Annotated in this window: 20 protein-coding genes, 1 tRNA gene and 4 pseudogenes; 12 read left to right on the top strand and 13 right to left on the bottom strand. The window is 64.1% G+C overall.

The window, feature by feature from the left end; all coding sequences use genetic code 11:
- Positions 1-19: 19 nt before the first annotated feature.
- Genes AB0L63_RS09985 through AB0L63_RS09970 form a run of 4 tightly spaced genes read right to left on the bottom strand, consistent with a single transcriptional unit; the run spans position 20 to position 4,407 of the window.
- Entirely contained in the window at positions 20-1,291 is a 1,272-nt protein-coding gene (locus AB0L63_RS09985) for a sugar ABC transporter permease (RefSeq protein WP_364497346.1), read from the bottom strand.
- Positions 1,288-2,112, bottom strand: a complete 825-nt coding sequence (locus tag AB0L63_RS09980; protein ID WP_364497343.1) for an ATP-binding cassette domain-containing protein — start codon at positions 2,110-2,112, stop codon at positions 1,288-1,290. The genes AB0L63_RS09985 and AB0L63_RS09980 overlap by 4 nt, the downstream gene beginning before the upstream one ends.
- 38 nt (positions 2,113-2,150) lie before the next feature.
- Complete coding sequence (locus tag AB0L63_RS09975) at positions 2,151-3,296, bottom strand: substrate-binding domain-containing protein (RefSeq protein ID WP_364497340.1); 1,146 nt, start codon at positions 3,294-3,296, stop codon at positions 2,151-2,153.
- Positions 3,297-3,345: 49 nt separating this feature from the next.
- Positions 3,346-4,407 (bottom strand): alcohol dehydrogenase catalytic domain-containing protein, encoded by a 1,062-nt coding sequence (locus AB0L63_RS09970; RefSeq protein WP_364497337.1) that lies wholly within the window; start codon positions 4,405-4,407, stop codon positions 3,346-3,348.
- Between the two features lie 188 nt (positions 4,408-4,595).
- Here AB0L63_RS09970 and AB0L63_RS09965 point away from each other — a divergent pair.
- A pseudogene (locus AB0L63_RS09965) lies at positions 4,596-5,543 on the top strand (sugar-binding domain-containing protein); the annotation flags it as partial.
- Here AB0L63_RS09965 and AB0L63_RS09960 read toward each other — a convergent pair.
- A pseudogene (locus AB0L63_RS09960) lies at positions 5,472-5,639 on the bottom strand (hypothetical protein); the annotation flags it as partial. The pseudogenes AB0L63_RS09965 and AB0L63_RS09960 sit on opposite strands and share 72 nt — an antisense overlap.
- Positions 5,640-5,937: 298 nt before the next feature.
- Here AB0L63_RS09960 and AB0L63_RS09955 point away from each other — a divergent pair.
- From AB0L63_RS09955 to AB0L63_RS09925, 7 genes and pseudogenes are all read left to right on the top strand, one after another.
- Positions 5,938-6,930 (top strand): serine hydrolase, encoded by a 993-nt coding sequence (locus AB0L63_RS09955; protein ID WP_364497334.1) that lies wholly within the window; start codon positions 5,938-5,940, stop codon positions 6,928-6,930.
- A gap of 1,006 nt (positions 6,931-7,936) precedes the next feature.
- Positions 7,937-8,251 (top strand): hypothetical protein, encoded by a 315-nt coding sequence (locus AB0L63_RS09950; protein WP_364497331.1) that lies wholly within the window; start codon positions 7,937-7,939, stop codon positions 8,249-8,251.
- A 572-nt stretch (positions 8,252-8,823) separates the two neighbouring features.
- Positions 8,824-9,018: pseudogene (locus AB0L63_RS09945) on the top strand (integrase core domain-containing protein); the annotation flags it as partial.
- 118 nt (positions 9,019-9,136) lie between these two features.
- Positions 9,137-10,264 carry a hypothetical protein gene (locus AB0L63_RS09940; RefSeq protein WP_364497328.1) on the top strand — a complete coding sequence of 376 codons (1,128 nt, stop codon included), beginning with the start codon at positions 9,137-9,139 and terminating at the stop codon, positions 10,262-10,264.
- Between the two features lie 36 nt (positions 10,265-10,300).
- On the top strand, positions 10,301-11,026 hold the full coding sequence (locus tag AB0L63_RS09935) for a hypothetical protein (RefSeq protein WP_364497325.1): 726 nt from the start codon (positions 10,301-10,303) through the stop codon (positions 11,024-11,026).
- A 26-nt stretch (positions 11,027-11,052) separates the two neighbouring features.
- Positions 11,053-11,526, top strand: coding sequence for a hypothetical protein (locus tag AB0L63_RS09930; protein ID WP_364497323.1), 474 nt, complete (start codon positions 11,053-11,055; stop codon positions 11,524-11,526).
- Between the two features lie 372 nt (positions 11,527-11,898).
- Positions 11,899-12,366 (top strand): hypothetical protein, encoded by a 468-nt coding sequence (locus tag AB0L63_RS09925; protein WP_364497320.1) that lies wholly within the window; start codon positions 11,899-11,901, stop codon positions 12,364-12,366.
- 113 nt (positions 12,367-12,479) lie between these two features.
- Here AB0L63_RS09925 and AB0L63_RS09920 read toward each other — a convergent pair whose 3' ends face one another.
- Both AB0L63_RS09920 and AB0L63_RS09915 read right to left on the bottom strand, forming a co-directional pair.
- Positions 12,480-12,884, bottom strand: coding sequence for a type II toxin-antitoxin system VapC family toxin (locus AB0L63_RS09920; RefSeq protein ID WP_364497318.1), 405 nt, complete (start codon positions 12,882-12,884; stop codon positions 12,480-12,482).
- Positions 12,881-13,117 carry a hypothetical protein gene (locus tag AB0L63_RS09915; protein WP_364497315.1) on the bottom strand — a complete coding sequence of 79 codons (237 nt, stop codon included), beginning with the start codon at positions 13,115-13,117 and terminating at the stop codon, positions 12,881-12,883. Before AB0L63_RS09915 ends, AB0L63_RS09920 begins: the two co-directional genes overlap by 4 nt.
- Positions 13,118-13,264: 147 nt before the next feature.
- On the opposite strand from AB0L63_RS09915, the gene AB0L63_RS09910 reads away from it, so the two are divergent.
- Positions 13,265-14,218: an AAA family ATPase gene (locus AB0L63_RS09910; RefSeq protein ID WP_364497312.1), complete on the top strand. Its 954-nt coding sequence runs from the start codon at positions 13,265-13,267 to the stop codon at positions 14,216-14,218.
- Positions 14,219-14,377: 159 nt separating this feature from the next.
- On the opposite strand, the gene AB0L63_RS09905 is transcribed toward AB0L63_RS09910, so the two are convergent.
- Entirely contained in the window at positions 14,378-15,556 is a 1,179-nt protein-coding gene (locus AB0L63_RS09905; RefSeq protein WP_364497310.1) for a cytochrome P450, read from the bottom strand.
- 220 nt (positions 15,557-15,776) lie between these two features.
- Positions 15,777-16,361: a GNAT family protein gene (locus AB0L63_RS09900; protein WP_364497307.1), complete on the bottom strand. Its 585-nt coding sequence runs from the start codon at positions 16,359-16,361 to the stop codon at positions 15,777-15,779.
- Between the two features lie 209 nt (positions 16,362-16,570).
- On the opposite strand from AB0L63_RS09900, the gene AB0L63_RS09895 reads away from it, so the two are divergent.
- Both AB0L63_RS09895 and AB0L63_RS09890 read left to right on the top strand, forming a co-directional pair.
- Positions 16,571-17,386, top strand: coding sequence for a class I SAM-dependent methyltransferase (locus tag AB0L63_RS09895; RefSeq protein WP_364497304.1), 816 nt, complete (start codon positions 16,571-16,573; stop codon positions 17,384-17,386).
- 73 nt (positions 17,387-17,459) lie between these two features.
- Positions 17,460-17,613: pseudogene (locus AB0L63_RS09890) on the top strand (IS256 family transposase); the annotation flags it as partial.
- Here the strand turns inward: AB0L63_RS09890 and AB0L63_RS09885 are convergent.
- From AB0L63_RS09885 to AB0L63_RS09875, 3 genes are all read right to left on the bottom strand, one after another.
- The gene (locus AB0L63_RS09885) at positions 17,565-18,398 is read right to left on the bottom strand and encodes a tyrosine-type recombinase/integrase (protein ID WP_364498162.1); all 834 of its coding nucleotides are present in this window, start codon (positions 18,396-18,398) and stop codon (positions 17,565-17,567) included. The pseudogene AB0L63_RS09890 and the gene AB0L63_RS09885 overlap by 49 nt on opposite strands.
- A gap of 697 nt (positions 18,399-19,095) precedes the next feature.
- Positions 19,096-19,171 (bottom strand) — tRNA-Gly (locus AB0L63_RS09880).
- Between the two features lie 99 nt (positions 19,172-19,270).
- Positions 19,271-20,146 carry an NAD(P)H-binding protein gene (locus AB0L63_RS09875; protein WP_364497301.1) on the bottom strand — a complete coding sequence of 292 codons (876 nt, stop codon included), beginning with the start codon at positions 20,144-20,146 and terminating at the stop codon, positions 19,271-19,273.
- Between the two features lie 102 nt (positions 20,147-20,248).
- On the opposite strand from AB0L63_RS09875, the gene AB0L63_RS09870 reads away from it, so the two are divergent.
- Positions 20,249-21,025 (top strand): helix-turn-helix domain-containing protein, encoded by a 777-nt coding sequence (locus tag AB0L63_RS09870; protein WP_364498159.1) that lies wholly within the window; start codon positions 20,249-20,251, stop codon positions 21,023-21,025.
- Here the strand turns inward: AB0L63_RS09870 and AB0L63_RS09865 are convergent.
- On the bottom strand, positions 21,019-21,765 hold the full coding sequence (locus AB0L63_RS09865; protein WP_364497299.1) for a lysophospholipid acyltransferase family protein: 747 nt from the start codon (positions 21,763-21,765) through the stop codon (positions 21,019-21,021). The two genes, AB0L63_RS09870 and AB0L63_RS09865, sit on opposite strands and share 7 nt — an antisense overlap.

Raw genomic sequence — 21,765 nt, 5'->3', positions numbered from 1 at the left:
TGCTGGATGCTGGCGCGGATCAGGCCTGTCCGTGCGAGACGCGGGATCGGCGCGCCAATGAATCGATGAGTACCGCCAGCGCAAGGACACCACCGGTGATCATGAACCGCGGGGCCGACGACAGGTTCAGCAAGGTCAATCCATTCGAGATGGACTGGATCACGAGGATCCCCAGCAGGGCTGAATACGCCGATCCTCGACCACCGAACAGACTGGTACCGCCGATGACGGCTGCGGCGATGGCGTTGAGATTGACGTCGCCGGTTCCAGCGCTCTGGCTGGCCGAGGCCAGCCGGGCCGCCATGAAAATACCGCCGAGCGCCGCGAGGGTGCCGGTGAGGACGAACGCAGACGTATAGACCCGGTTGACGTTGATACCGGCCCGGCGCGCGGCCTCGACGCTGCCGCCGACCGCGAACATGTGCCTGCCCCAGCGGGTCCGGGTCAGGGCATAGTTCGCCGCCACGACCGCGATGACGAAGACCGTGAACATCCACGGCACTCCGTTGTCCTGGTTGAGATACCAGGTGGCGGCGAGGAGCACGACCAGGAGCGCACCGCTCTTGATCAGCCGGGTTTGCACGGACGGCCGGGATAGATTGGCCCGCGTCCGTTCTCGGATGTTGGCCAGATCCGCGACGAGCACGCCGACCGCGGCGACGGCGCAGATTGCATAAGCCACCGCGGGTGGGAGGAACTGCTGCTGGCCGAAGGTCACCAGCGGCGAACCGTACGGGAGGTTGATCGACCCGTGGCTGCCGAGCAGCTGAAGCTGAAGTCCGAGGAAGGCGAGCAGGCCGGCCAGAGTCACAACGAAGCTCGGCATACCGAATCGGGTATAGACCAGTGAATAGAGCAGCCCGATAAGCGCACCGCTGAGCAGAGCCGCTAGGACGGCCACCGGCATGGGCCAGCCCTTGTTGACCCAAAGGACCCCGAGGAACGCCGCCGAGAGCCCACTCAGGGAACCCACCGACAGGTCGATCTCTCCGAGAATCAGGACCATCACGATGCCCAGGGAGATCATTCCCACGGCCGCACTGTCGTACAACAGGTTGACCAGGTTCGTCGAGGTGAGGAAGACCGGGTTCAGGGTCTGGAAAACAATGGCGATGCCGACCAGACCGACGAGGACAGGGAGCGGTCCCAGGTCACCGGAGCGCACGCGGCGACCGAATCCGGTGATCATCCCGCCGACGCCGCCCACACCGACGGTTACTCGGCTGTCCTGGCGGTCCAGTGCAGTGCGCTCGGCCGCCTCCGACTTCGTGGACGCTTCCGTCTGACTCATGACAGCTCCTCTGCGGTGTTCGGAACAGCCGCGTCAGCCTCGACCGCTCGCCGGGCCGATCGACGAGCGACGACGTTGTCCGTGGCGCCCGTGATTGCCGCGACCAGTTCGTGGTTGCTCACATCCGGACCGAAGGTTCCGTTGTTGCGGCCGAGCCGGAGCACCACGATCTTGTCCGCGACCGCTCGGACGTCCTCCATGTTGTGACTGATCATGATGACGCCGAGCCCCTTGGCGCGCACCCGTTCGATCAGGTTGAGGACTTCCGCGGTTTGCGCCACTCCCAGGGCGGCAGTCGGCTCGTCGAGCATGATGAGCCGGGGGTTGACCAGCAGCGACCGGGCGATAGCGACGGTTTGGCGCTGACCACCCGACAGCGACGCGATGGGGACGCGAACGCTCGGGATCCGAGCCGATAGCTCCCCGAGGAGCTCCCAGGACCGAGTCTCCATCTCGACCTCGCTGAGCCGCGCCGTACCCAGCTCGCGACCGAGAAACAGGTTGGCGACGACGTCGAGATTCTCGCAGAGCGCGAGATCCTGGAAAACGGTAGCGATGCCGAGTTCGAGTGCCGCGTTCGGCGAGGAAATTCGGACGGGCTTCCCGTTGAAGAAGAGCTCGCCGGAATCGGGCTGATGGACACCGGACAGGACCTTGACCAGGGTGGACTTACCAGCCCCGTTATCGCCGACGAGAGCGACCACCTCGCCGGCGTGGACTTCCATGTCGATGTCGGTCAACGCGGAGACCGCGCCGAAAGTCTTGCCGATACTGCGAAGGCTGAGCACCGGCGTCGTGGACGATGTTGCCGTGGCTGTCATAAGAACTCTATCGATGACGTTCTCGATCGAAGGCGGTTTCAGGAGATTCCCAGTGCCGTGCATCCGGTGGCATAGGCACCGGTGCACAGCTCCGCTGCGGTGTTGATCTTGGCGTCGACAATGTCGGCCTTCAGGTTGTCCCGTGTGATGACCTTCGGCACGAACAGCATGGTCGGGGCTCCGAAGACAGTTGTCAGGTTGCCGCCACCGACGGCCGCGACCGGCTTGCCCTCGACGAGATCGACGACGACTCGAGCTGCTGCGGAAGCAACTATCTCACTCGGCTTGGAGATCGTGTTGTACTGGTCACCCGAGATCACGAGCTGGAGCCCGGCGTTGGTCGCGTCGTTGCCGGTGACCGGCGGGAGAGGCTTGACGTTCGCGGCCTTCAACGCGGCAATGGCACCGCCGGCCGTCCCGTCGTTGGCCGCGACGATCCCGCCGATCTGCGTCCCGAACCGGGAGACCTGGCCTGCGACCCATTGTTGAGCGGCGGTCGGCTCCCAGTCCGGGGTGTCGTACTCGGCGAGCGTCGCGTACCCGCTGTTGGCGAGGCCTTCGTGGATGCCCTTCTTGATCAGACCTGCTGCCGCGTCGGTCGGTGAGCCGTTGACCTCCAGGACGCCCTTGTCAGTCGGGACGCCGGTGTTCTTCATATGCTTGACGAGCGACTCGGCGATCGACTTGCCGATGGCCTCGTTATCAAAGGACACGTAGTAATCGACCTTCGCGTCCGGGATGGGCCGATCGTAGGCAATGACCTTGATTCCCCTGGCCTGGGCCCGTGACACCATGGAGGCCGCGGCCGTGGAGTCGACCGGATCGATCACGATGGCCTTGACACCCTGCGAGATGGCGGCGTCGAACTGCTGCTGCTGCTTCGATGCGTCAGCGTTGGCGTTGTTGTAGAGCGCCGTACAGCTCGCGCACAACTTGCTGAGCGCAGCCTTGAAGCCCGGCGCATCGTGCTGCTCATATCGGGTCGACGCCTGGTCCGGCATGAGGAAAGCGATCTTCGCGCCATCGATGCCGCCGGTAGTGGTGTTGGCGTTCTTACCCGAGCTGCACGCCGCGAGCGGCATGGTGAGGGCAAGGGCGAGGACAATGGCAGCCCGGGTGGTCTTAACGTTCATAACGATGTCTTTCCGATCTGATGTGGTGTCCGGGTGGCGGTGGGCGAGCATGGTTCGGCCGGTCGCGAGCGGATTGTTTCCGTCAGCCTGAGCAGACCGATCAGGGAATGAGTGAAACCTTGATCGACTCCTTGCCCGACGCGACGAGGTCGAGTCCGCGCGCAAACTCCGCGAGCGGCAGCTGGTGGGTGCAGATGTCGTCGAGCGGGAGCTTGCCACCCTCGATGAGCCGGATCGCAGCAGGCCAGCAGTTCGGTCCCAGATGGGCGCCGCGCACATCGAGTTCCTTGTCGTCGCTGATGATCGTCCAATCGACGGTCACCGCATCCTTGAAGACGCTGTATTCGATGAAGCGACCGAGCTTGCGCAGCAGGTTGAGGCCCTGGATCACAGCCGACGGGTGCCCGGTCGCCTCGAGGTAGACGTCGGCGCCATAACCACCGGTAAGCTCTCGGACGCGAGCAACGGCATCGTGCTTGCTGATGTCCATCGTCATCGTGGCCCCGGCGCGCACCGCAAGCTCCAGCTTGCGCGGCTCCATGTCCAGCGCGATGACCTGGGCCGGAGACTTCGCCGCCGCACCCGCGATCATGCCGAGGCCGATGGGACCGCACCCGGCGACGACGACCACATCGGAGAACGTGATGTCGGCCCGTTCGACGGCGTGGAGTGCGCAAGACAGCGGCTCCGCGAAGGCCGCGTGCGCCGGGGGAATATCAGCGCTGATCCGGTGGACCAGAGAACCCGGCGTGATGACCATGTACTCCTGCATGCCGCCGTGGGTTGCACGCTTGAAGCCGTAGATGTCGTGCACCTGGCACATGTGGTAGTTGCCCTCGGCACAATAGCGGCAGTTCCAGCACGGGACGATCTGCTCGACGACGATGCGATCGCCGACCTCGACGCCCCAGCGCTCGCGAGCCGCATCGTCGAGTTCGACGATCCGCCCGGTGATCTCGTGCCCCGGTACAACCTCGGTCTCCGCCCATGCCGCCCGGTTTTCGTCACCCCAGAACTTCGACGCGCCGTGGTAGCACTTCAGGTCGCTCGCACAAATGCCGACGGCCTCGACGCGGATAAGTGCCTCTCCTGGTCTGCGCGACGGCACCGACAGCTTCTCCAGCCGGTAATCAGCGGGACCGTGACACACGACTGCCTGCATCGTGTCACCAGCGCAAACGGCTGACCGCGTGCGTTGTCGATCAGTCACGAGGGACTCCTTCTGCCTGCCGCTCCCGAGGGAGGCGTGTTCTGTGTCACTATAGATAACCGTGAACAAATGTACAGCACAAATGTTCAGACCCGATCGAATACTCTGAACATCTGCACATTGATTCGCACGGGAGGAGGATGTTGATGAGAGACCGAGCAGCTGGGGGTATCGATGCCGTCGCCCGCCGCCGGTTTCCTTCCGGGCTGGTGTACCAGGCAGCGCGGCTGTACTACCTGGACAACGCGACTCAGGCCGAGATCGCACACCAGATCGGCACCAGCCGTGCGACCGTGAGTCGTCTTCTCGCCGAGGCGCGCGATACCGGCATCGTCCAGGTCACAGTCCGCAACCCGGAGAAACGGGCGCTGACCGACCTCGAGCATGTTCTCCGCCAGGCGCTTGGACTAACTGCGGCATACGTGGCACCGGAGTCCCCCGGCGTCGAATTGGGGACGCTGCTCGCCCCCCGCGTCGCCGACGCGCTCACCGAATCGCAGCTGCGCCCCGGAGACGCGCTGCTGGTATCAACCGGCGCAACGGTTTTCGCAGTCGCACGTCAAAATCTCCCGCCGCTGCCCGGCGTCGTTCTGTGCCCGACGGTCGGCGGTATCGAAGAGCCGGAAGCGCACTACCAGTCGAACGAGATCACGCGGGCGCTGGCGCTGCGGGTCGGCGGAGTCCCCGTCATGCTGTACGCCCCTGCTATGCCGACCCCGACCCTGCACGAGGCGTTGATGAGCGACCCACAGATCCAACGGGTCCAGCAACTGTGGCGGTCTGCGCGCGCCGCACTGCTCGGGATCGGCGCTCCACCGCTGCACCGCTCGTCGCTGCCGAGCGTCATCTCGGCGCGGGAGGCAACACTCGAGCACGCCGTCGGTGACATCTGCGCCCGACCCTACGGACCGGACGGAGCGCCGATCGAGTCCAGCGGATTCGAGCGGCTCATCGCCATCCAGCTCCAGGACCTGCCGCGCATTCCACACACAATCGGCGTGGCCGTCGGCGAAGACAAAGTGGATTCCATCCTCGTGGCGGCTCGCGCCGGCTACCTGAACACCCTCGTCACCGACAGCCCGACGGCGGAGGGTCTCCTCAGAGCGGCCGCCGTCAGATAGCCGACCGCCACGACTCACCCAGGCGGCCGCCGAGGTGGAGGTGGCGCGCCGCGTCAGCTTCACCTCAGTGCCGCAACCATGTCCCAGCAGGCGTTCCGGATCAACACCAGGTCGACGGCAATGGCGATGTCCATGGACCTATACGACGAGTGCCTGGCCGCACTGCGCGGCTGACCCGGAAACTGTGTATCGACAGCGCCGAATTCACCTGATATCACCAGTAGTGCCGAGACCGGTCAGCACCGCCCCGATGATCGCTTCCGGTCACATCACAAGCCGTCGAACGTCCACTTCGAACTGCTAAGCGAACGGTCGCACGCGAGAAGCGTCGGGCTGAGAGCATTCCTCATTAGCCGATGACTTGCTGACACCCAAGTCGCGCGGCAACTCGACCGATGAAATCCCACTGATTGACTGGATCACGCGGCAGAATGCCACTATGTGGACATTTGCCCGATTGTTGCAGACTGTTGTCGTCGGGGCGCTTGTCGTGGTAGCCGGTCAGGGCGTCGTGGCCGCCCCCGCCGCGAGCGAAGTCCATATCCAGTTGCCCTGGCTGACTCCCGAGCCGAGCGCAGTGCAGGCTTCGGGAGCAGCGCTGGCAGACGGGATCACCGGCACGGTGCTGTGGTCGCGAGAGCCGAACACCCCGGTCCCGATAGCCAGCATCGCGAAGGTGATGACGGCACTGGTCGTGATCAACGCCGGCGACCTCGACCGGACCATTACCGTGCCGCAAGAAATCATCGCCTACGGAACCACGTACGGCGGAAGCAACGCAGGCCTGGTCCCCGGCGAGGTGCTCACCGCGCGGCAGCTCCTCTACGCGATGATGCTGCCGTCCGGCTGTGACGCCGCCTATACCCTTGCCGAAGCCTATGGGCCCGGCCAAGACGGCTTCATCGCCAAAATGAACGACACCGCGCGTCAAATGGGCCTGGCGGGAACACATTTCACCGACCCCAGCGGGCTGCCCGCCCCCACCGACTACTCCACCTACTCCACACCGGCGGACTTGGTTGCCCTCGGCCTGCGTGCGATGAGCCTGCCAGTGTTCCGCGACATCGCCGTGTCGCAGAGCTATCACCTGCCCGCCGGCCCGGACAACCGCGATCACCTCTGGCGGACCACGAACAGGCTGCTGCACGACTATCCCGGCACTATCGGCATCAAAACCGGATCCACCGACGCTGCGGGAACCTGCCTGTTGTTCGAGACGGTCAGGGCAGGAATACCGCTGATCGGTGTGGTCCTGCACAGCTCACCCGACAGCGGCGTCGCCGCAAAGGAGGACGCCGAGCGCATGTTGAACTGGGCCTACGACCCGATCCTGAACGCGCTGGCGATCGGTTAGCGCCGAACGCGGCAGGCTGCCCGCGGATCCCGGTGCGCACCAGGACGATTCGCGGCCACAAGACGACCGTGTCCGCCACCCGGCACCCGCCCGCGATCGGGGTGGTGAATAGCTCGCCGAGCGCGGTCATCATGGGGCACGGGTACCTCGACCGAAATCGATGTCGCCTTCGCTGGTGACGACCTTGTACTGCGGCTGGCCTCGGCCGCCTACCCAGCTCGGTATGCCGGAACGGCACGGGAGCACTGCGGCGCAGATGCAGGCTCCGACGCAACTGGAACAGCAGCCACGGCCGATTCGGCGACGTTACACCTCCTCCGGCGCAACAATAGGTTGTCAATAGAGATCTAATGTGACATTCATCACATATCGCCGGCAACATTTCTGCATCTGCGACGAAATGCTCGCGCACCTGCGATTTCCTGGAATATCTTCCACTCGAACCCTATGCATTGTTAACTGATAGTGCGTAAACTGTGACCGAGTTGAAATCAAACATGTGATTGCGGAAGCTGGTAGACCCTGCCGGACGCACGGTTGAAACGACGCACGTCCGGCAAGCTGCCCGCGAGATCAGCGAGCAGCGGTCCGTAACGGACGCGCCGTCTGCAGGCTTCCCCTCCCCACACCAGAACTGCTGCATCGGCGAGCCTCAGCGGCTCTCACTCCCCGGCGCGTACTGACCGATCACGCTGCCGGACCCGGATCCTCCCCGTTCGAGAAACCGATCCCAATGTCTTACCGTCGACATTCATCCCACCACCGCCGTCCGCATCGCGGACACATCACCGTCACCCTCACCACGGACGCGATAGCCGTGTCCGCACCTGCCGATGGACCGCACTGGTTTCACTTGCGCGAAGCAGGAGGTGACGAGGTTGCCAACGAGTCGTTGCCCACCGCGAACACAGGCGACAGGCGACTCGAACTCTGGCGAGCCGAGCACACGATCTAGAAGCACAGATTCAGAGAACAAGATCACTGACAGTCACCAAAGGAGCTGGCCATGCACAAGAAGGTCGAAGAAGCACTACATCAGGATTTCAATCGCTGGACCGAACTGGTCGACCGCGCCGCACACGCGGAGAACGAAGTCGAGCGGGAGAAACCCGCTCTGGCTGCGGTGGAGCTGGAAATGAAGTGGACCCGCACCGCCGCCGAGGACTGGCGAACACTGCACGACCACTGGTGGGAAGGAATCGACCGGATGCGGGCAAGTGTGACGTCGGAAAACAGTCTGCTTCGAGTCAGAGCGCCGCATCGAACCGCGCGTGTGAGCGGTCGAGGCTACTACGAGCTCGAGCAGTCCTTTAACCGCTGAGGTGTCAGGGCGGCGTGCACCGGGGTCGCCGTGTCGCACATGCAACGCGAGAGCTCGACGAGCACCGCACAGCCGACGCGCGACAGGTCAAGTCGATCTCGTGCGGCATCGCTGCCCAATCGGTCCCGATCCTGCTCCGCACAGCTACTGGGAAGAACAATGCACAAGGATGACTACGCAACTACCAATAGATTCTGCTCACGATGCGGTACAGCGCTGCTATCGGAAATGGACCGGCGGCGGCGCCTACACATGCACTGTCTCGCGTCGGAGATATATTCCGCTGCGCGAATGACCACTGCCGATTGGAAAGCGGTGGCCGGTTGGCTCGACCCGCGCCGATCCCGTGCAATGGGACAGGTGGGGCCAGAATAGTCACGCGTGTCAGGACCGACTCAATGCGGTTGACCTGGCGCTTTCGTGGAGCGGATGACGGGATTCGAACCATTGGGACGCTTCACAAAAGCTCTGGTCAATCGCCTGAGCTAACCCAAATGTTGGGCCTCAACAGACCTTTCAGAACTCTTCAGTACGTTAAGCGACCCAAAGCTACCACCTCTCTGGTGACATAGGAGCGCTACAACCGGATCTTGGCCGAGGAATTCCTCTATGCCCGTGAATGGACCTCGGATCTGCAACGCCAACAGGCGCTGCAGATCTGGAACATCCACTACAACTATCATCGACCCCACACTGCCGCCGGAAACCGGCCACCGGCCAGCCGCCTCCACACTGGCGTCACCAACGTCCAGGCTTCATACAACTAGAGCTCCGGCGCGGGAGACACGAGTGTGGCGGAGCATGATCCGAGACTGTGCTAAATTCCGATGGCGCACCCGGACAGCTCCGCGGATCGCGCCAGCGTAGGTTGCTTTGGGGGATAGCATGGTTGATTTCGCTGTCAACGTATCCAAACTCGCCGGCTTCGGGCTGGATCTACAAGACCTCGGCGCCAACTTCTCCTCGAACGCCAGTCGACTGCTGCCGACGATGTCACTACCCACCGGGACCACCGGACAGCTGGCCACGCTGACGCCGTCGATTCAAAGACTGCAAAGCACACTGTCCAGCGCACACCAGAGCGACCTGAGCGTCCTCGACACGCTCGGCACGAATCTGGGCACTGCGCAGAACCGATACCAGACTTCCGACGAGCAGCACGCCGACGCCATCTCCCAGACAGCGACGACCGCCCTCGACGGGCAGAGCGTGCCCGCGACGAGTTCGGCACACGGCATTTCACGATTCAGCGGATTGCAGCTCCCAACCCTGCAGGACGTGCACGAGGCCCAGTACACGGTCCGCCAGGTGGTCACCGCGGGTATCGAGATCCTAACCCCCTACGACGAGCCCCTGAGCCAGGCGATCGGCATCAAACCCGTCGCCGACTACCTGTCCCCACTCGTGGCCGACTGGGAGGCACTGCAATCGGTGGGTAAACGGATCGGCCTGCTCGGGATCAACGATTACGTCACCTCGGAGAACCTCTCCAGCGGCACCAGGTGGTTGCAGAACAGCTGGTCCGGGGACGCTTCGACTGCTTTCGGAACCACCGCGACCGGTCTCGGGCAATCGATCGCCGGACGCAGCAGTGACCTCGACGCAGTGGCCAAGATCGTCGAAAATGGCGGGCTGCTCCTGGAACGCCTCGTGTACAACCAGGCGATGGATCTGGCCGACATCATCACCAAGTCCATGAACTTCCAGAATTTAACCCTCCCCCTGGGCGTATGGGCACAGCTGATCCACAGTCCCATGCAGGATTCCATGAAGTCCCAGGTCTCCTCGGCCGTCGATACGTTGAAGAAATCGGCCGCAACCCGGCAGGACGCGATATCGACCACCATCAAGTCGATCTCCGACGCCTTGAACTACGAACCAGGCCGAACCGCCCCTTCCTACAACCCGAGCGAATTCGAACTGCCCGACAAAGTGACCGTGGACCTGGGCGCCAGCCGGTACGGATACGGCGACAACGTCTGGTGGGAACACAGCATCGGATCCGCTGGCTGACCCGACCGCCTTTCGACAACGACGAATAGAAAAACCATGGCACCGATTCCTGGACCACTCCCTCCACCGCCGGACGATTCCGGGCAGGCCGCGTGGGGTTCACAACCCATCTACAGCCGCGCCGACGACGTCGCTTTCGCCAAAATAGCCGCCGCGGCGTCCGTCGCCGCGGATGCCTCGGGCTGGACACATGCCTCCGCTCACTTGAACCACTACCTCGACAACACCGGCAAGCCGCTGACCATCGACGCGGACGCAATGCTGCGGGATGTGCCCAAGGCCAACACCGAAGCAAACTCCGTGGCCCAGACGGAGATCCGGCGAATCACGACCGACGTTTCGGCCGCCCAGAACTATGACAATCCGGTGCAATTCCAGTCGCAATGGAGCGGGTTCTACATCACCCAGGCGCTGAGTGAAGACTGGTTCTTCGCGATGGGCGGCATCCAGCTGTCGGTCACCGGTGTGGTGACAGTGCACAAACCGGCCGAGGGTGCCGAGCCGAGCATCACGGTTGAGTACAAGGTGCATGTGCACGACCGATACAACTGGGACGGTGACAAGAGCACCAAGATCGCCGGTGTCGAGGTCTCGGACAAGCGCATGGGAGCGCTGCACACGGCGGGCCTAGCGCGGGAGTACGACATCGACGGATCCAGCGGGACCCGGCGATACGAGGGAACAGTACCGTCGAACGGACGGATGAACCTACCAGGACCGCCCGGCGGCCGCGACGGCGAGAGAAGTGATCCCACCCGATGAGGTACCCAATGCCGAAAATGCGGCAGGTGACGCTGGCCTGCGTCGCCGGCCTCATGGCCGTCACGGTCGGCATGACTGGCTGCAGCAGCGAAACGCATAACGGCGACCGACGGCCGGAGCCGACCCCCCAGGCCGCGAACGACACCGACATCGCCAGGGAGGCTTCCGAATTCGGCGGAATCGTCATCCCGGAGAATGTCTCCCTGCTCGGCGCCCGATCCGAGCACGGTATCGACACGCTCTACCAGCTCGCGCTATCGACCGACCCCCAGGGTCTTACCCTGCTGCTGACCACATCGAAATTCTCCGCGCCGCTGACCAAGGTCTTCGGCGTGGCCCAGACCGCCATCGCGGGGCCTTCCCTGGAGACTTCACCGTCGATCCTGAAGGCCCAGGACCTCTACCGACGTCCTGATGGAAAGTCGGTCAACCGGATCGTCATCGTGGACGAGCGGGACCCGTCGAGCCGCTTCGTCCACATCCAGCTGTTCGACACATAATCCGCGTCCTCAGCTAGGGCGGGGATCAGCAGCCCCACCAGCGCGGCGGCGAACAGGAGCAGCAAGAGCACGCTCGCAGTGCGTTTCTGCCAGCGCTCAGCGAGGGCCGCTGTGCCACAGTTGCTACCGGGTCGCGCGCGAGGTATGAGCATGAGGCCTGCAGAGCCGGTGGGTGCCTGAGAGGCCGTTGTGACCGCTCGGGAGGTTTGCGTCGGTGATGCGATGGGATGGGATGGGATGGGATGGGATGGGATGGGATGGGATGGGATGGGATGGGAGAATTTACGCGATGAACGCTTCCCACCACCGCGAGACGCTACGACCGATAAACCCGACCATCCCTAAATGATCCTACGGTGTACGAAGAGACTCTTGGCTGTCATCGGCGCCCAGCGGCTCACCAAGCCGACGCCCGAGGCCGATCCCGATGACTGGTACGCCAATCTGCTGTGGTTCAACCGCCGCAAATGTCTCCTGCTGACCCACTCCGCGACCTTGTTCACAGTCTTCGAGGCGAATGTCACCACCGCGGAACTGCGCGCCACGGGCTCACTTGCGACCCGTCTCATCGAACGGGAACTCCACGACGAGCAACTACCCCTCGAGACATTCGCCGACACCGGAAAACACGAACTCGTCCTCGCTACGACAGCGGACCGGCAAGTGCTCGGCTGCATGAATGACCTAGCCTTCACCTGCCGGCACATTATCGACAGCTCTGGCGGTCTCGGCGATACCGACTGCCGGCATCTCAACCGGCGCCTGCGCCGCGTCATCTCGAGTGCCCGCGACTACCGGCCGCCGATCGAACTCGTTGCCAATGGCTGGAGGGCGAGATGAATCTTGTTGCTCAATATCGAAATCGAAGCCGGTCGAGATAGGTGCTCGTCGGTGGGAACAAGTGCGGTCGCGCAGGACGCGAGGGGCTTTGTGCCATTGGTGCGCACCCCGAATCAGAGCAACGTGACGCGGATGTCTGGTTTGGTCTGTTCGGCGGCTTTGGCGAGCCGGGCATCGAAGGTTATGAGCGGAGCGTCATGTAGGACAGCAACGGCCAGGTAGGCCGCGTCGTATACCGAGACGTTGTGCCGCATCGCCCAGACCGTATGCAACAGAGAGACATCGGTTCCTACGTATACGATCTGCATAGCGGCGAGCGCTCGGAACGCGGCGTCAGCGTCGTTGGCGGTCAGGTGATTGCCGAGCACGGCTTTGCGGAGGGTGCGCAGCACCTCCAATGGCATGTGCGCGGGAGCGATCCAGTCGTCGTCGGCGAGCATCGCCGCTCGCGCGGTGTTGCCCTGAGTCGCAGGGCTCGATAAGGCCATAACCATGACGTTCGCGTCGACGACGATCACTCGTCGTCCTCGCGGCCGCCACGAATCTCCTCCACGACATCCTCAGCGCCCAGACCGAGGCTGCGATGCCCTGTCAAGCTCTCGAGCAGATGCTTGTTCCGCTCGGCACGCAACTCTCGTTCCAGCAGGGCACGTAGGTACACCTGAGTGGACTGACCGCGGGCTGCGGCGCGTGCGGCGATAGCGTCCCGCACTTCCTCGGGCACGTCCTTGATTTGAATCGCAACGACCATATCTACAGCCTACATGCGAATGTCATGCGCATGCGCCGATCAGGTGCCCTTTGCCGACACCGGATCGGTGCCGCTGTCCACTGCGTCGGTGGATCGACGCCGGATTCAGTCGAGGCGTCGCTGGAGCGAACAGTCTCACCGAGGTTTGTGGCCGATGCCGCATGGATCGCACGCACCGCCAACTACGTCCTCGAAACGATCTCAGCACAGCGATCGACCTGGCAACGCCACCACATCCGCAGCGAAACCGAACGCCAACTCCGCGGCCAGATACGCCTCGAGGACTGCGAACGCGTCGCTGAAGCGGTAGTGGCGCAGGCATTGTCACCGACATCGGCCATCGCTCACGGTGATCCCGACATCACCGATCAACCGCGACTGGGCGCGGTGCCGGTGATGTTCGCCCGTCGCGACGGCTCCAGCGTGTACACCATCGCAGGCTCCCAGATCTACACCTCAGCGCAAGTATTGAGCGCCGAACAGCAGTTGATCGACCTGGCGGTGCAGCCCGGTGGCCGCCAATTACCGAAACCTATCGTCACGCAAGCGGTCCATGCCTATAACAGCGCGAACCCCGACAGGCCACTCAACGTCGGTCAGATCGCGGTCGTCGAGGGCTTCGCCACCTCAGATCTGCGCATACGCACCGTCGACGCACCCGCCGGTTCCGGGAAGACAACAGCCATGCGCGTGCTCACCGACGCATGGCACACCAACGGTGGCACCGTCCTCGGACTCGCTCCCACCGCCGCAGCCGCATCCGTGCTGGGCGAATCGATCGGAGCACGCGTCGAGACCATCGACAAACTCCTCGACGTCCTCACACACCACACCCCCGAAACCCGGGACAGCGACGCGAACCGGTCACTGCCGCAATGGGTATTGCAGATCGACCAAAACACGTTGGTGATCATCGACGAACACGTCAAAGTCGGGAACCTCAAACGCCTTCACCGGCTGCGAGCAGCTGAAAACCGCTCGATACGCGGTGTCGGTTTCGGCGTTGGGCCACACCTCGCCCTCGGCGTAGTCGACGATCTTGTCCCACCACGATGGTGTCCCCGAATCCCCGTCATACAGTGGACGTTTCATCCGCTCTGAAGACCCCGGTGGAAACGCGAATGTCACCGGGGGCGCCACCGATGACCGAGAGCTGGTTGGCGTTGGTCGAGCCATCCAGCCGATAGCAGAATCATCCGTATTGAGCGGGGTCCCAGGTACGGGTCGGCTTGTTGGTGATTATGAACCGCAATGCCTTGATCATGATGTCACCTCCTTCCTGGGGCTCGGTCGAGCGTGGACAGGGCTTTGTGGGGTCCGCCGCAGGGTGAACGGCCTGGGGGTCGCGGCATTGGTCACGATCGGGCGGGTATCACCGCCGCCGATGACGCGCAGAGAGGTGTTCTCGATGAGGGTGGTGGCTGCATCGGTGACCAGATCGTGGGCGACCGCGGCGCCGGCGCAGGTGAAGGGGCCGGAACTGAAGGGCACAAATGGGCCGTGTTCGCTCGGTCGAATCCAGCGGTCGGGTTGGAATGCCCCTGGTCTGGTCCAGTGTTTGTTGTCGTGATGGAGCAGATAGGGGCTGACGGATAGCAGGTCGCCGGTCTGGAAGGCGATCCCCCCGAACTCGGCGGGATAGGGGACGGGACGGCTGACCATCCAGGAGACCGGCCGGTGCCGCAGGGCCTCACGTACCACCCAGTCGACGGGCCAAGGCCATGGTGAGCCGGGAGAGTGGAGACTGCCCAGCAGCACCGACCACGCGAGCGAGTAGCCCAGCGGTCCCACAATGGACCGGAACATCAGCACATACAGCTGCGCCACCGTTGTATCGGCGACGCCGTCGGGACAGGCACCGATCACGGCATCGAGCAGATCCCGTGGTTCGGCTTCCGCAGTGCGGCCGGTGGCGCTGCGCCGGTCCCGGATCTGCTCGTTCAGCGCGGTGGACAGCTTGGTGCGCAGCAGCTGCGCCCGCGCCCGCTGCGCCATTCGGGCCGGGCGAAGCGCGCCCACGCGTGCATTTCGCTCCAGTAACTGCCGCAATTCGGGAGAACCATCGGGGTGCAGCAACACGTCCGCGGTGCACCGATAAACCAGCTCGACCCCCGCTGCGGGCCAGCGGGTGACAGAGGGCATTTCGAGCACCGCCGCCGCCAGGGACTCGCGATACTCCGGCGTATGCGTCCGCAGAAACGCGCGCACCGCGCGGCCGAAATCGACCTGAGCAGACCGCGAAGGCAGCATAGAACCGAAGAACCCGGACTTCCCCGCATTGAAAGCGCGGTCACTCAACACCCTCAGCGCCAGACCCGTATCGCCGACACACCACCCACCCCACGGCAGCCCGAACACCTCTACCGGGCTGGTCCGGCGCAGATTCTCGAGGAAACCCAACGGATCACGCCGGAACCGGCGCATCTCTGCAAAACCCATCGGACGGTCCTCTCATAGAGAGGGTGAGCGATTCATCAGATGTTTCGAGCGGATTTATCCACTGGCTGTGCGTACAAACGCAGATCACGCGTAGTCGCAACCAATTTTACAAGCGAGGCCGTGGAGGTCGACCACAAGGCGAGTACCCCGGCGGGGGCCTATCGAACACTGTGCCAGCAGTGATATCGGTTCACGATCACCCGCGACCTGTCATTGAGGTCTAACCGGTGCAGACCCGATCCGCCTCGGCGAGGGTTCCCGTTGCCACGCGCGCGTACATGAACATGTCGCGGCGTCGATTGCCGACCCTCTGCCACGATCTCAGGAGCCCTTCGCATTCGAAACCGGCTCTCTCCGCAGTGCGGATCGAAGCGCGGTTCCAAGGTTCCACATAGAGCTGGAGCCGTGGGATATGCAGCTCATCCAGCGCCCAGGTAGCCATTGCCGCCAGAGCATGCGCGGCGACGCCATGGCCGCGGGCAGAGCGGACCACCCAGTAGCCGAGCGATGCGCGGCCTTCTTCGATGTCCTTCAACCACAGGTCGATACTTCCCAGTGGTGTGTTGTCCCGTCGCCGGACGATCACCATCGGGTATCCGGTTCGATCGGTCGCTCGTTGCAACTGGCGTTCGACAAACCGCGTTGCGGCCTCGCGCGAGAAGGTCGCCGGCACCGTGGTTATAGGAATCAGGTCGTCGGCAGAGGCTTCCCTAACAAGCTCGAGGTCTGCCGCAGACAACGACCACGGGCGCAGTTCCAAGTCTGCGGTGGCTCTCAGATGCGGTATTTGCAGAGCATCGTCCATGGTCAGCCTCCCCACAATATGCACAGGATATCGGCCCGCTGTCACCACTACCACTTCCATTTCCGAGTACCGCAGGCGCACGCCGACCCCAATACGGTCGTCGGTTCGTCCACACCCGCGAACACCCGTCGAAACGATCCGGCATCGGGCTGTGGCGGCCGGGCGTGGCCTCGATGGGCGGGGCCGAGAATGTGAGTAGTGTCGCTGGCGTGAAAGACACCGGACTCGTCGGAGTGCAGAAGACCCTCAGTCCCGTCCTCAGGGCCAAAGCACTCGACAACCGGCTGTCGGACCCAATTCTCGGCGACAAATACGCCGAGCAGGCAATGCGCCGCCTCGACCCCGATTACGACAAACGCAGATTCGGCACCAGCCAGATGGGCCTCGCCGCCGTCGTACGCGCCAAGGCCCACGACGACTGGGCCCGAAGCTTCCTCGCCGATCACCCCGACGCGGTGGTGCTGCATCTGGGCTGCGGCCTCGACGCCCGCGTGTACCGGATCGACCCGCCCGCCACCGTCGACTGGTACGACCTGGACTACCCCTCCATCATCGAACTGCGGCAACAATTCCTGCCGCCGCGAGAGCACTACACCCTGATCGGCTCCAGCGTCACCGACCTGACCTGGCTGGACCGCATCCCCCGCGGCCGGCCCGTGCTGATGATCGCCGAGGGACTGGTGCCCTACCTGACCGAGACCGACGTCCAGCAGCTGCTGACCAGCGTCGTCGACGCCTTCCCCACCGGCCGAATACAGTTCGACACGGTGCCGGTCTGGGCGTGGCGCACCTCGAAATGGGACCCCACCCTGCGCAAATACGACACCCAGTTCCACTGCGGCTTCAACGATCCGGCCGCGCTTGCCGATTGGCACCCGCGCCTCGAATACGTCGACGAGGCACAGATGAACGACTCACCGGTGCTGATGGCCAAGGCACCCGCGAACGTACGCCGCATGTTCCGCCTCCTGAACCTGCTACCGGGCATGAAACGGTCCACCCGCATCGTGCGGTTCCGGTTCTAAGCCACCGACGGTCAGTACAGGCTGGGCAGCAAGGGTGAACGCGGAAATCTCGTTGCTTCTGAACCACCCCACCCACACCAAAACGACAAAACCCCATCGAGTCGACCTTCGCCTCTGTGCGCTTGCGGACCAAGGTCACCAAGGGGCCGGGCTCGCGGGCGGCGGGAATTGCCATGGCCTACAAGCTGATCGAGGCCGCACAGGCGCGCTGGCGCAAGGTCAATGCTGCCGAACTATCAATGCCCCCGGCACAGCGGATCTCGTGGAATTCCAGGAGATGCCCGATCCGACACCGGGGCAGAACCAAGCCGTCGTCGATGTCCTGTTGATTCGGCGGCCGGGGTGATGTCGACGGGGCGCGCAGCATCGCGGCGCGGGCGCGGGGCAGCCTGTTGGCGATGACTTGGGCGGCTGCGGCGCTGGCGCGGCGGTCGTTGTGGCCGTAGCGGGCGTCGGTGGTGTTGACCGATTTGTGCCCAGCGTCGCGGGACACGACGAGCAGGGGGACGCCGACCTGGAGCTTCCAGGAGATGCCAGTGTGGCGCAGCGTGTAGGGGGTGAGGCGTTTGTGGCGCATCGAGGCGATCGCGTCGGCGAAGCGCTCGAGCAGGTAGTCCGGGTCCGCCCTCTTCCATTGCGCGTTGGGGCCGAACGGTTCGAGGTTGCCGTCGGCGAGCGCACGAAGACGGCGTATGCCGGGCACCCACGCTTTGGCGTAGAAGTAGCCCGCGCTGATCGGGGTGTCGTTGCTGGTGTGGACCAGCAGTTCCTCACCGGGGCGGTCGAGGTCGAAGCGTTCGAGGGTTTCCAGCGGAACCGTGACGGTGCGAATACCGCGCGAGGACTTCGGCTTTCCCAGCTTCATCTCACCGCCGACGTGTTTCCCCGCCTTGTTGATCCGCACATCGCCGTTCCGCTTATCGAAGTCGCGGATCTGGATGGCGGTGACCTCGCTGGGCCGTGCCATCGAGACCAGGTTGAACTCGGCGTGCGGGCGCCACCGCGGCGGCATCAACTGCTCGAAGAGCTCCCATTCGTCGTTGTCGAAGATGTCCAGCTCCGGCGTGTCGTGCCGTGGCAGCCGGATGCCCAGGCACGGGTTGTAGGGGATCAACGGGGAAGGTCGTTTGGCGACAGTGGCGTTCAAACCGGCGGAGAGGAATCCGTGTTTGTTGTGAATGGTTTTCGCGCCGTTGCCCTTGTCCTGTTCTAGATGCACGATCCAGGCCGCGTCCAGATCCTGGTTGAACGCCGTGATCGGCAGCGAGGAGCCGAAGAACGGTTCGATGTCGACGTCGATGTAGCGGATGTAGCCGCAGCGCGTGCGTTCCTCGATACCGGTCAGGCGCGCGGTGTACTTGCGCAACCACTCGACCAGCGTCATGGTGCCGACCGCACTGCCGAGCTGGATCTCCCGGATCCGGCGTGCCTCGACGACCCCGACCACCTCGGCCAGCTCACACCAGCGCACCGCGGCCTCGAAATCGTCGAAAGTCTCCGACGTCGAGCGTCGACGCCCGGTCTCGTCGTAGTAGTGGAACGGAACCTGCCAGGCGATCGACCCGTTAATACGAGGTCGCGGGCGGGTGTGAGCATGAAGCCTCCAGAGCCGGTAGTTGCCCTGAGAAGCCGTTGAGACCGCAGATGGTGACGTGGTGACACAAGTGGTGACCTACACGGTAGCTCACGCTACTGACCTGGTGTTTCTGTGGAGCGGATGACGGGATTCGAACCCGCGACCCTCACCTTGGCAAGGTGATGCGCTACCAGCTGCGCTACATCCGCGTGCGCTTCGTTGTGGTCCGGGAGGGCCGCAACGTCGTGCGTCCAAAACTGTAGTCCGTCACCACCTCCAAATGAAAATCGGATATTGGGCGTAGCGCATCAGGTCGTGCTCTGGTCTGCGAGCGTCTGGGTGAAGGCTGCGGCGTGGTCGGCGACCCATTCGGCGTAGCTGCGTGGTGCGCGGCCGAGTACTCGGCGGACATCGTCGGTGAGCGTGGCGTTACCTCCGGCACGGACATAGGCCTGGCCCGCCAGCGCCCCGTCGGCGAATCCCGGTGACATGCCGGATGCGATCATGTGCTCGCGCGCGACGTCTTCCGGCACATCGACCACGTCCAGCTGGTAACCGAGGACCGTCGCCAATGTGGTGACCTGATCAGCGCAGGTGAGCAGTGCGGGGCCGGTCAGGGTGTAGATGCGTCCGGAGTGGTCGGGTGTCACCAACGCCTCGACGGCAACCGCGGCGATGTCGCGCGGATCGATGACGCCCTGGCTGCCGGTCCCGGTGAGATTCGGCACGGGCTGGCCGGATCGGATGGCATCGGCCCAGCTCAGCGTGTTGGAGGCGAAGCTCGACGGTCGCAGGATCGTCCATTCGAGGCCACTTTGGCTGACCGCCTGCTCACCAGGCATATGCCAGGTGCCGACGCGGCCCACTTCCGGGTCGCCGGTGCCGATGGCGGAAAGTTTGACAATCCGGCGGACGCCCACGTCGCGAGCCGTGCGCACCAGCGCGCGATCGGTTTCGGCGTCGTCGGGGCCGAGGACACCGACGAGGAAGGCCGCGTCGGCACCGGTCATCGCGGCGGCGATCGAGTCGAGGTCGTGGTAATCGCCCCGGACCACCTCGACCTCGGCGGGCACCCGCGCCCGCTCCGGATTCCGCGTCATCGCGCGGACCCGCACATCGCGGGCGGCCAACTGGCGGACGATTTCACTGCCGATGGTGCCCGTGGCACCGGTGATGACGATCATGGGGAGAGCGTGCCGCCGATGCCACCCGGTTCGATAGGAAATTTCGGCACGGCTTCGGCCGCGGTATCCGGCGGTGCGCTGCTTACAGTGGGTCGAGTGACCATGCAGGTAGACCTGATCGAATCCGCGGTGCCCGCACCGGAGTCGCTGCGTCCGTGGATCACCGAGCTGGGACGCTTTCCCGCTATCGCCGATGCGTCCCTGCCGTTCACGCATGTGCCGTACGCCGAGACCACGATCGTGTTACGCGCCGCCGATCGCCCCGAAGCACTCGTGCTCGGCCCGCGGACTCGCGCCGCCTACTCCAAATCCGATAAACCCGCTGGCTGCGCCCGCCTGCGCTTGGCACCTGGCACCACACGCCAACTGCTCGGCGTCGCCGCCGCCGACCTCGCCGATCGCGTCGTCCGCCTCGCCGACCTCCCCGGTGTCGCCGCCGAATTGGCGAACGAACTCGTCACGCTGCCAACGGAAGAGGTACTGCCATTCCTGGAAGAGGTCCTCCCGCAACGCATCTCCGAAGACCCGACCCGACGCATGCACCGCGAACTGCTCGGTGCCGCGGTGGCCGCGATTTCCGCGACACCAACGGTCCACGAACTCGCTACCGGCCTCGGCGTCAGCGAACGCCAACTACGCAACCTGTTCACCAGCGGAATCGGCATCTCGCCAAAGCATTTCGCCCGGATCGGGCGCGTCCGCCGGATACTCGTCGATGCGAGCAATGTGGCGGTGCCATTGGCCCACGTCGCAGCCATCCACGGCTACTACGACCAATCCCACATGGCGGCGGACTTCAAAGCTCTGATGGGTGTGCCACCGGCCAAGTTTTTCCAGGGACAGGTACCGGCGCCAACCCCGTGCAAGTCAGCTCAGTGAGTTCGCCGCTGTGCGCGACGGCGGGCCATCTCCTCCCGCTCGAGAATCGCGGCCTCGGCAAGGGTGGGCGCGCTGCCGCCGAGGCGGACCGGAACCCATGGCGCGCCTTGGGGCATCGGGTAGCCGGTTTGCGCCTGCGCGAGCAATTCGCCCATCCGCGTACGGATTTCGGCGGTCAGGTCGTCGGTCGAGTCGGCGGGCGGGGTCGGATCGCCGATGCGGATATTGATCGGAAACCGATGGCGGCCGAGTTGTTTCGGGAAACCTTTGGTCCAGATGCGGTGCGCGCCCCAGATGACGATGGGAATGACCGGCACGTCCGCGTCGATCGCCATGCGCGCGGCACCGGATTTGAATTCCTTGAGTTCGAAGCTGCGGCTGATCGTCGCTTCCGGATAGACCACAACCAGTTCGCCTTCCCGCAACGCCTCGACGGCGCGCCGATATGAGGCCGCTCCGGCCTCGCGATCGACCCCGATTGCCTTGCAGTGCTTCATGAGAAAGCCGACGATGCCGTGCTCGAGTTCGGCCTTCATCATGTAACGAACATTGCGCCGCGAATTGCGCCCGACCAGCCCGACCTGCATGAAGTCCAGATAGGCGGTGTGATTCACGGCGAGTACGGCACCGCCGGTGCGCGGGATTCGGTCCTGGCCGGTGATGTCGATGCGCAGACCCTGCACCGCGAACAGCGTGCGAACCAAACCGGTGAGAATGTCATAGACCGGTTCCCGCGACAT

This window comes from Nocardia sp. NPDC051990, assembly GCF_040680755.1.
Taxonomy (GTDB): Bacteria; Actinomycetota; Actinomycetes; order Mycobacteriales; family Mycobacteriaceae; genus Nocardia.
This window is presented reverse-complemented; position numbering and strand designations above follow the sequence as displayed.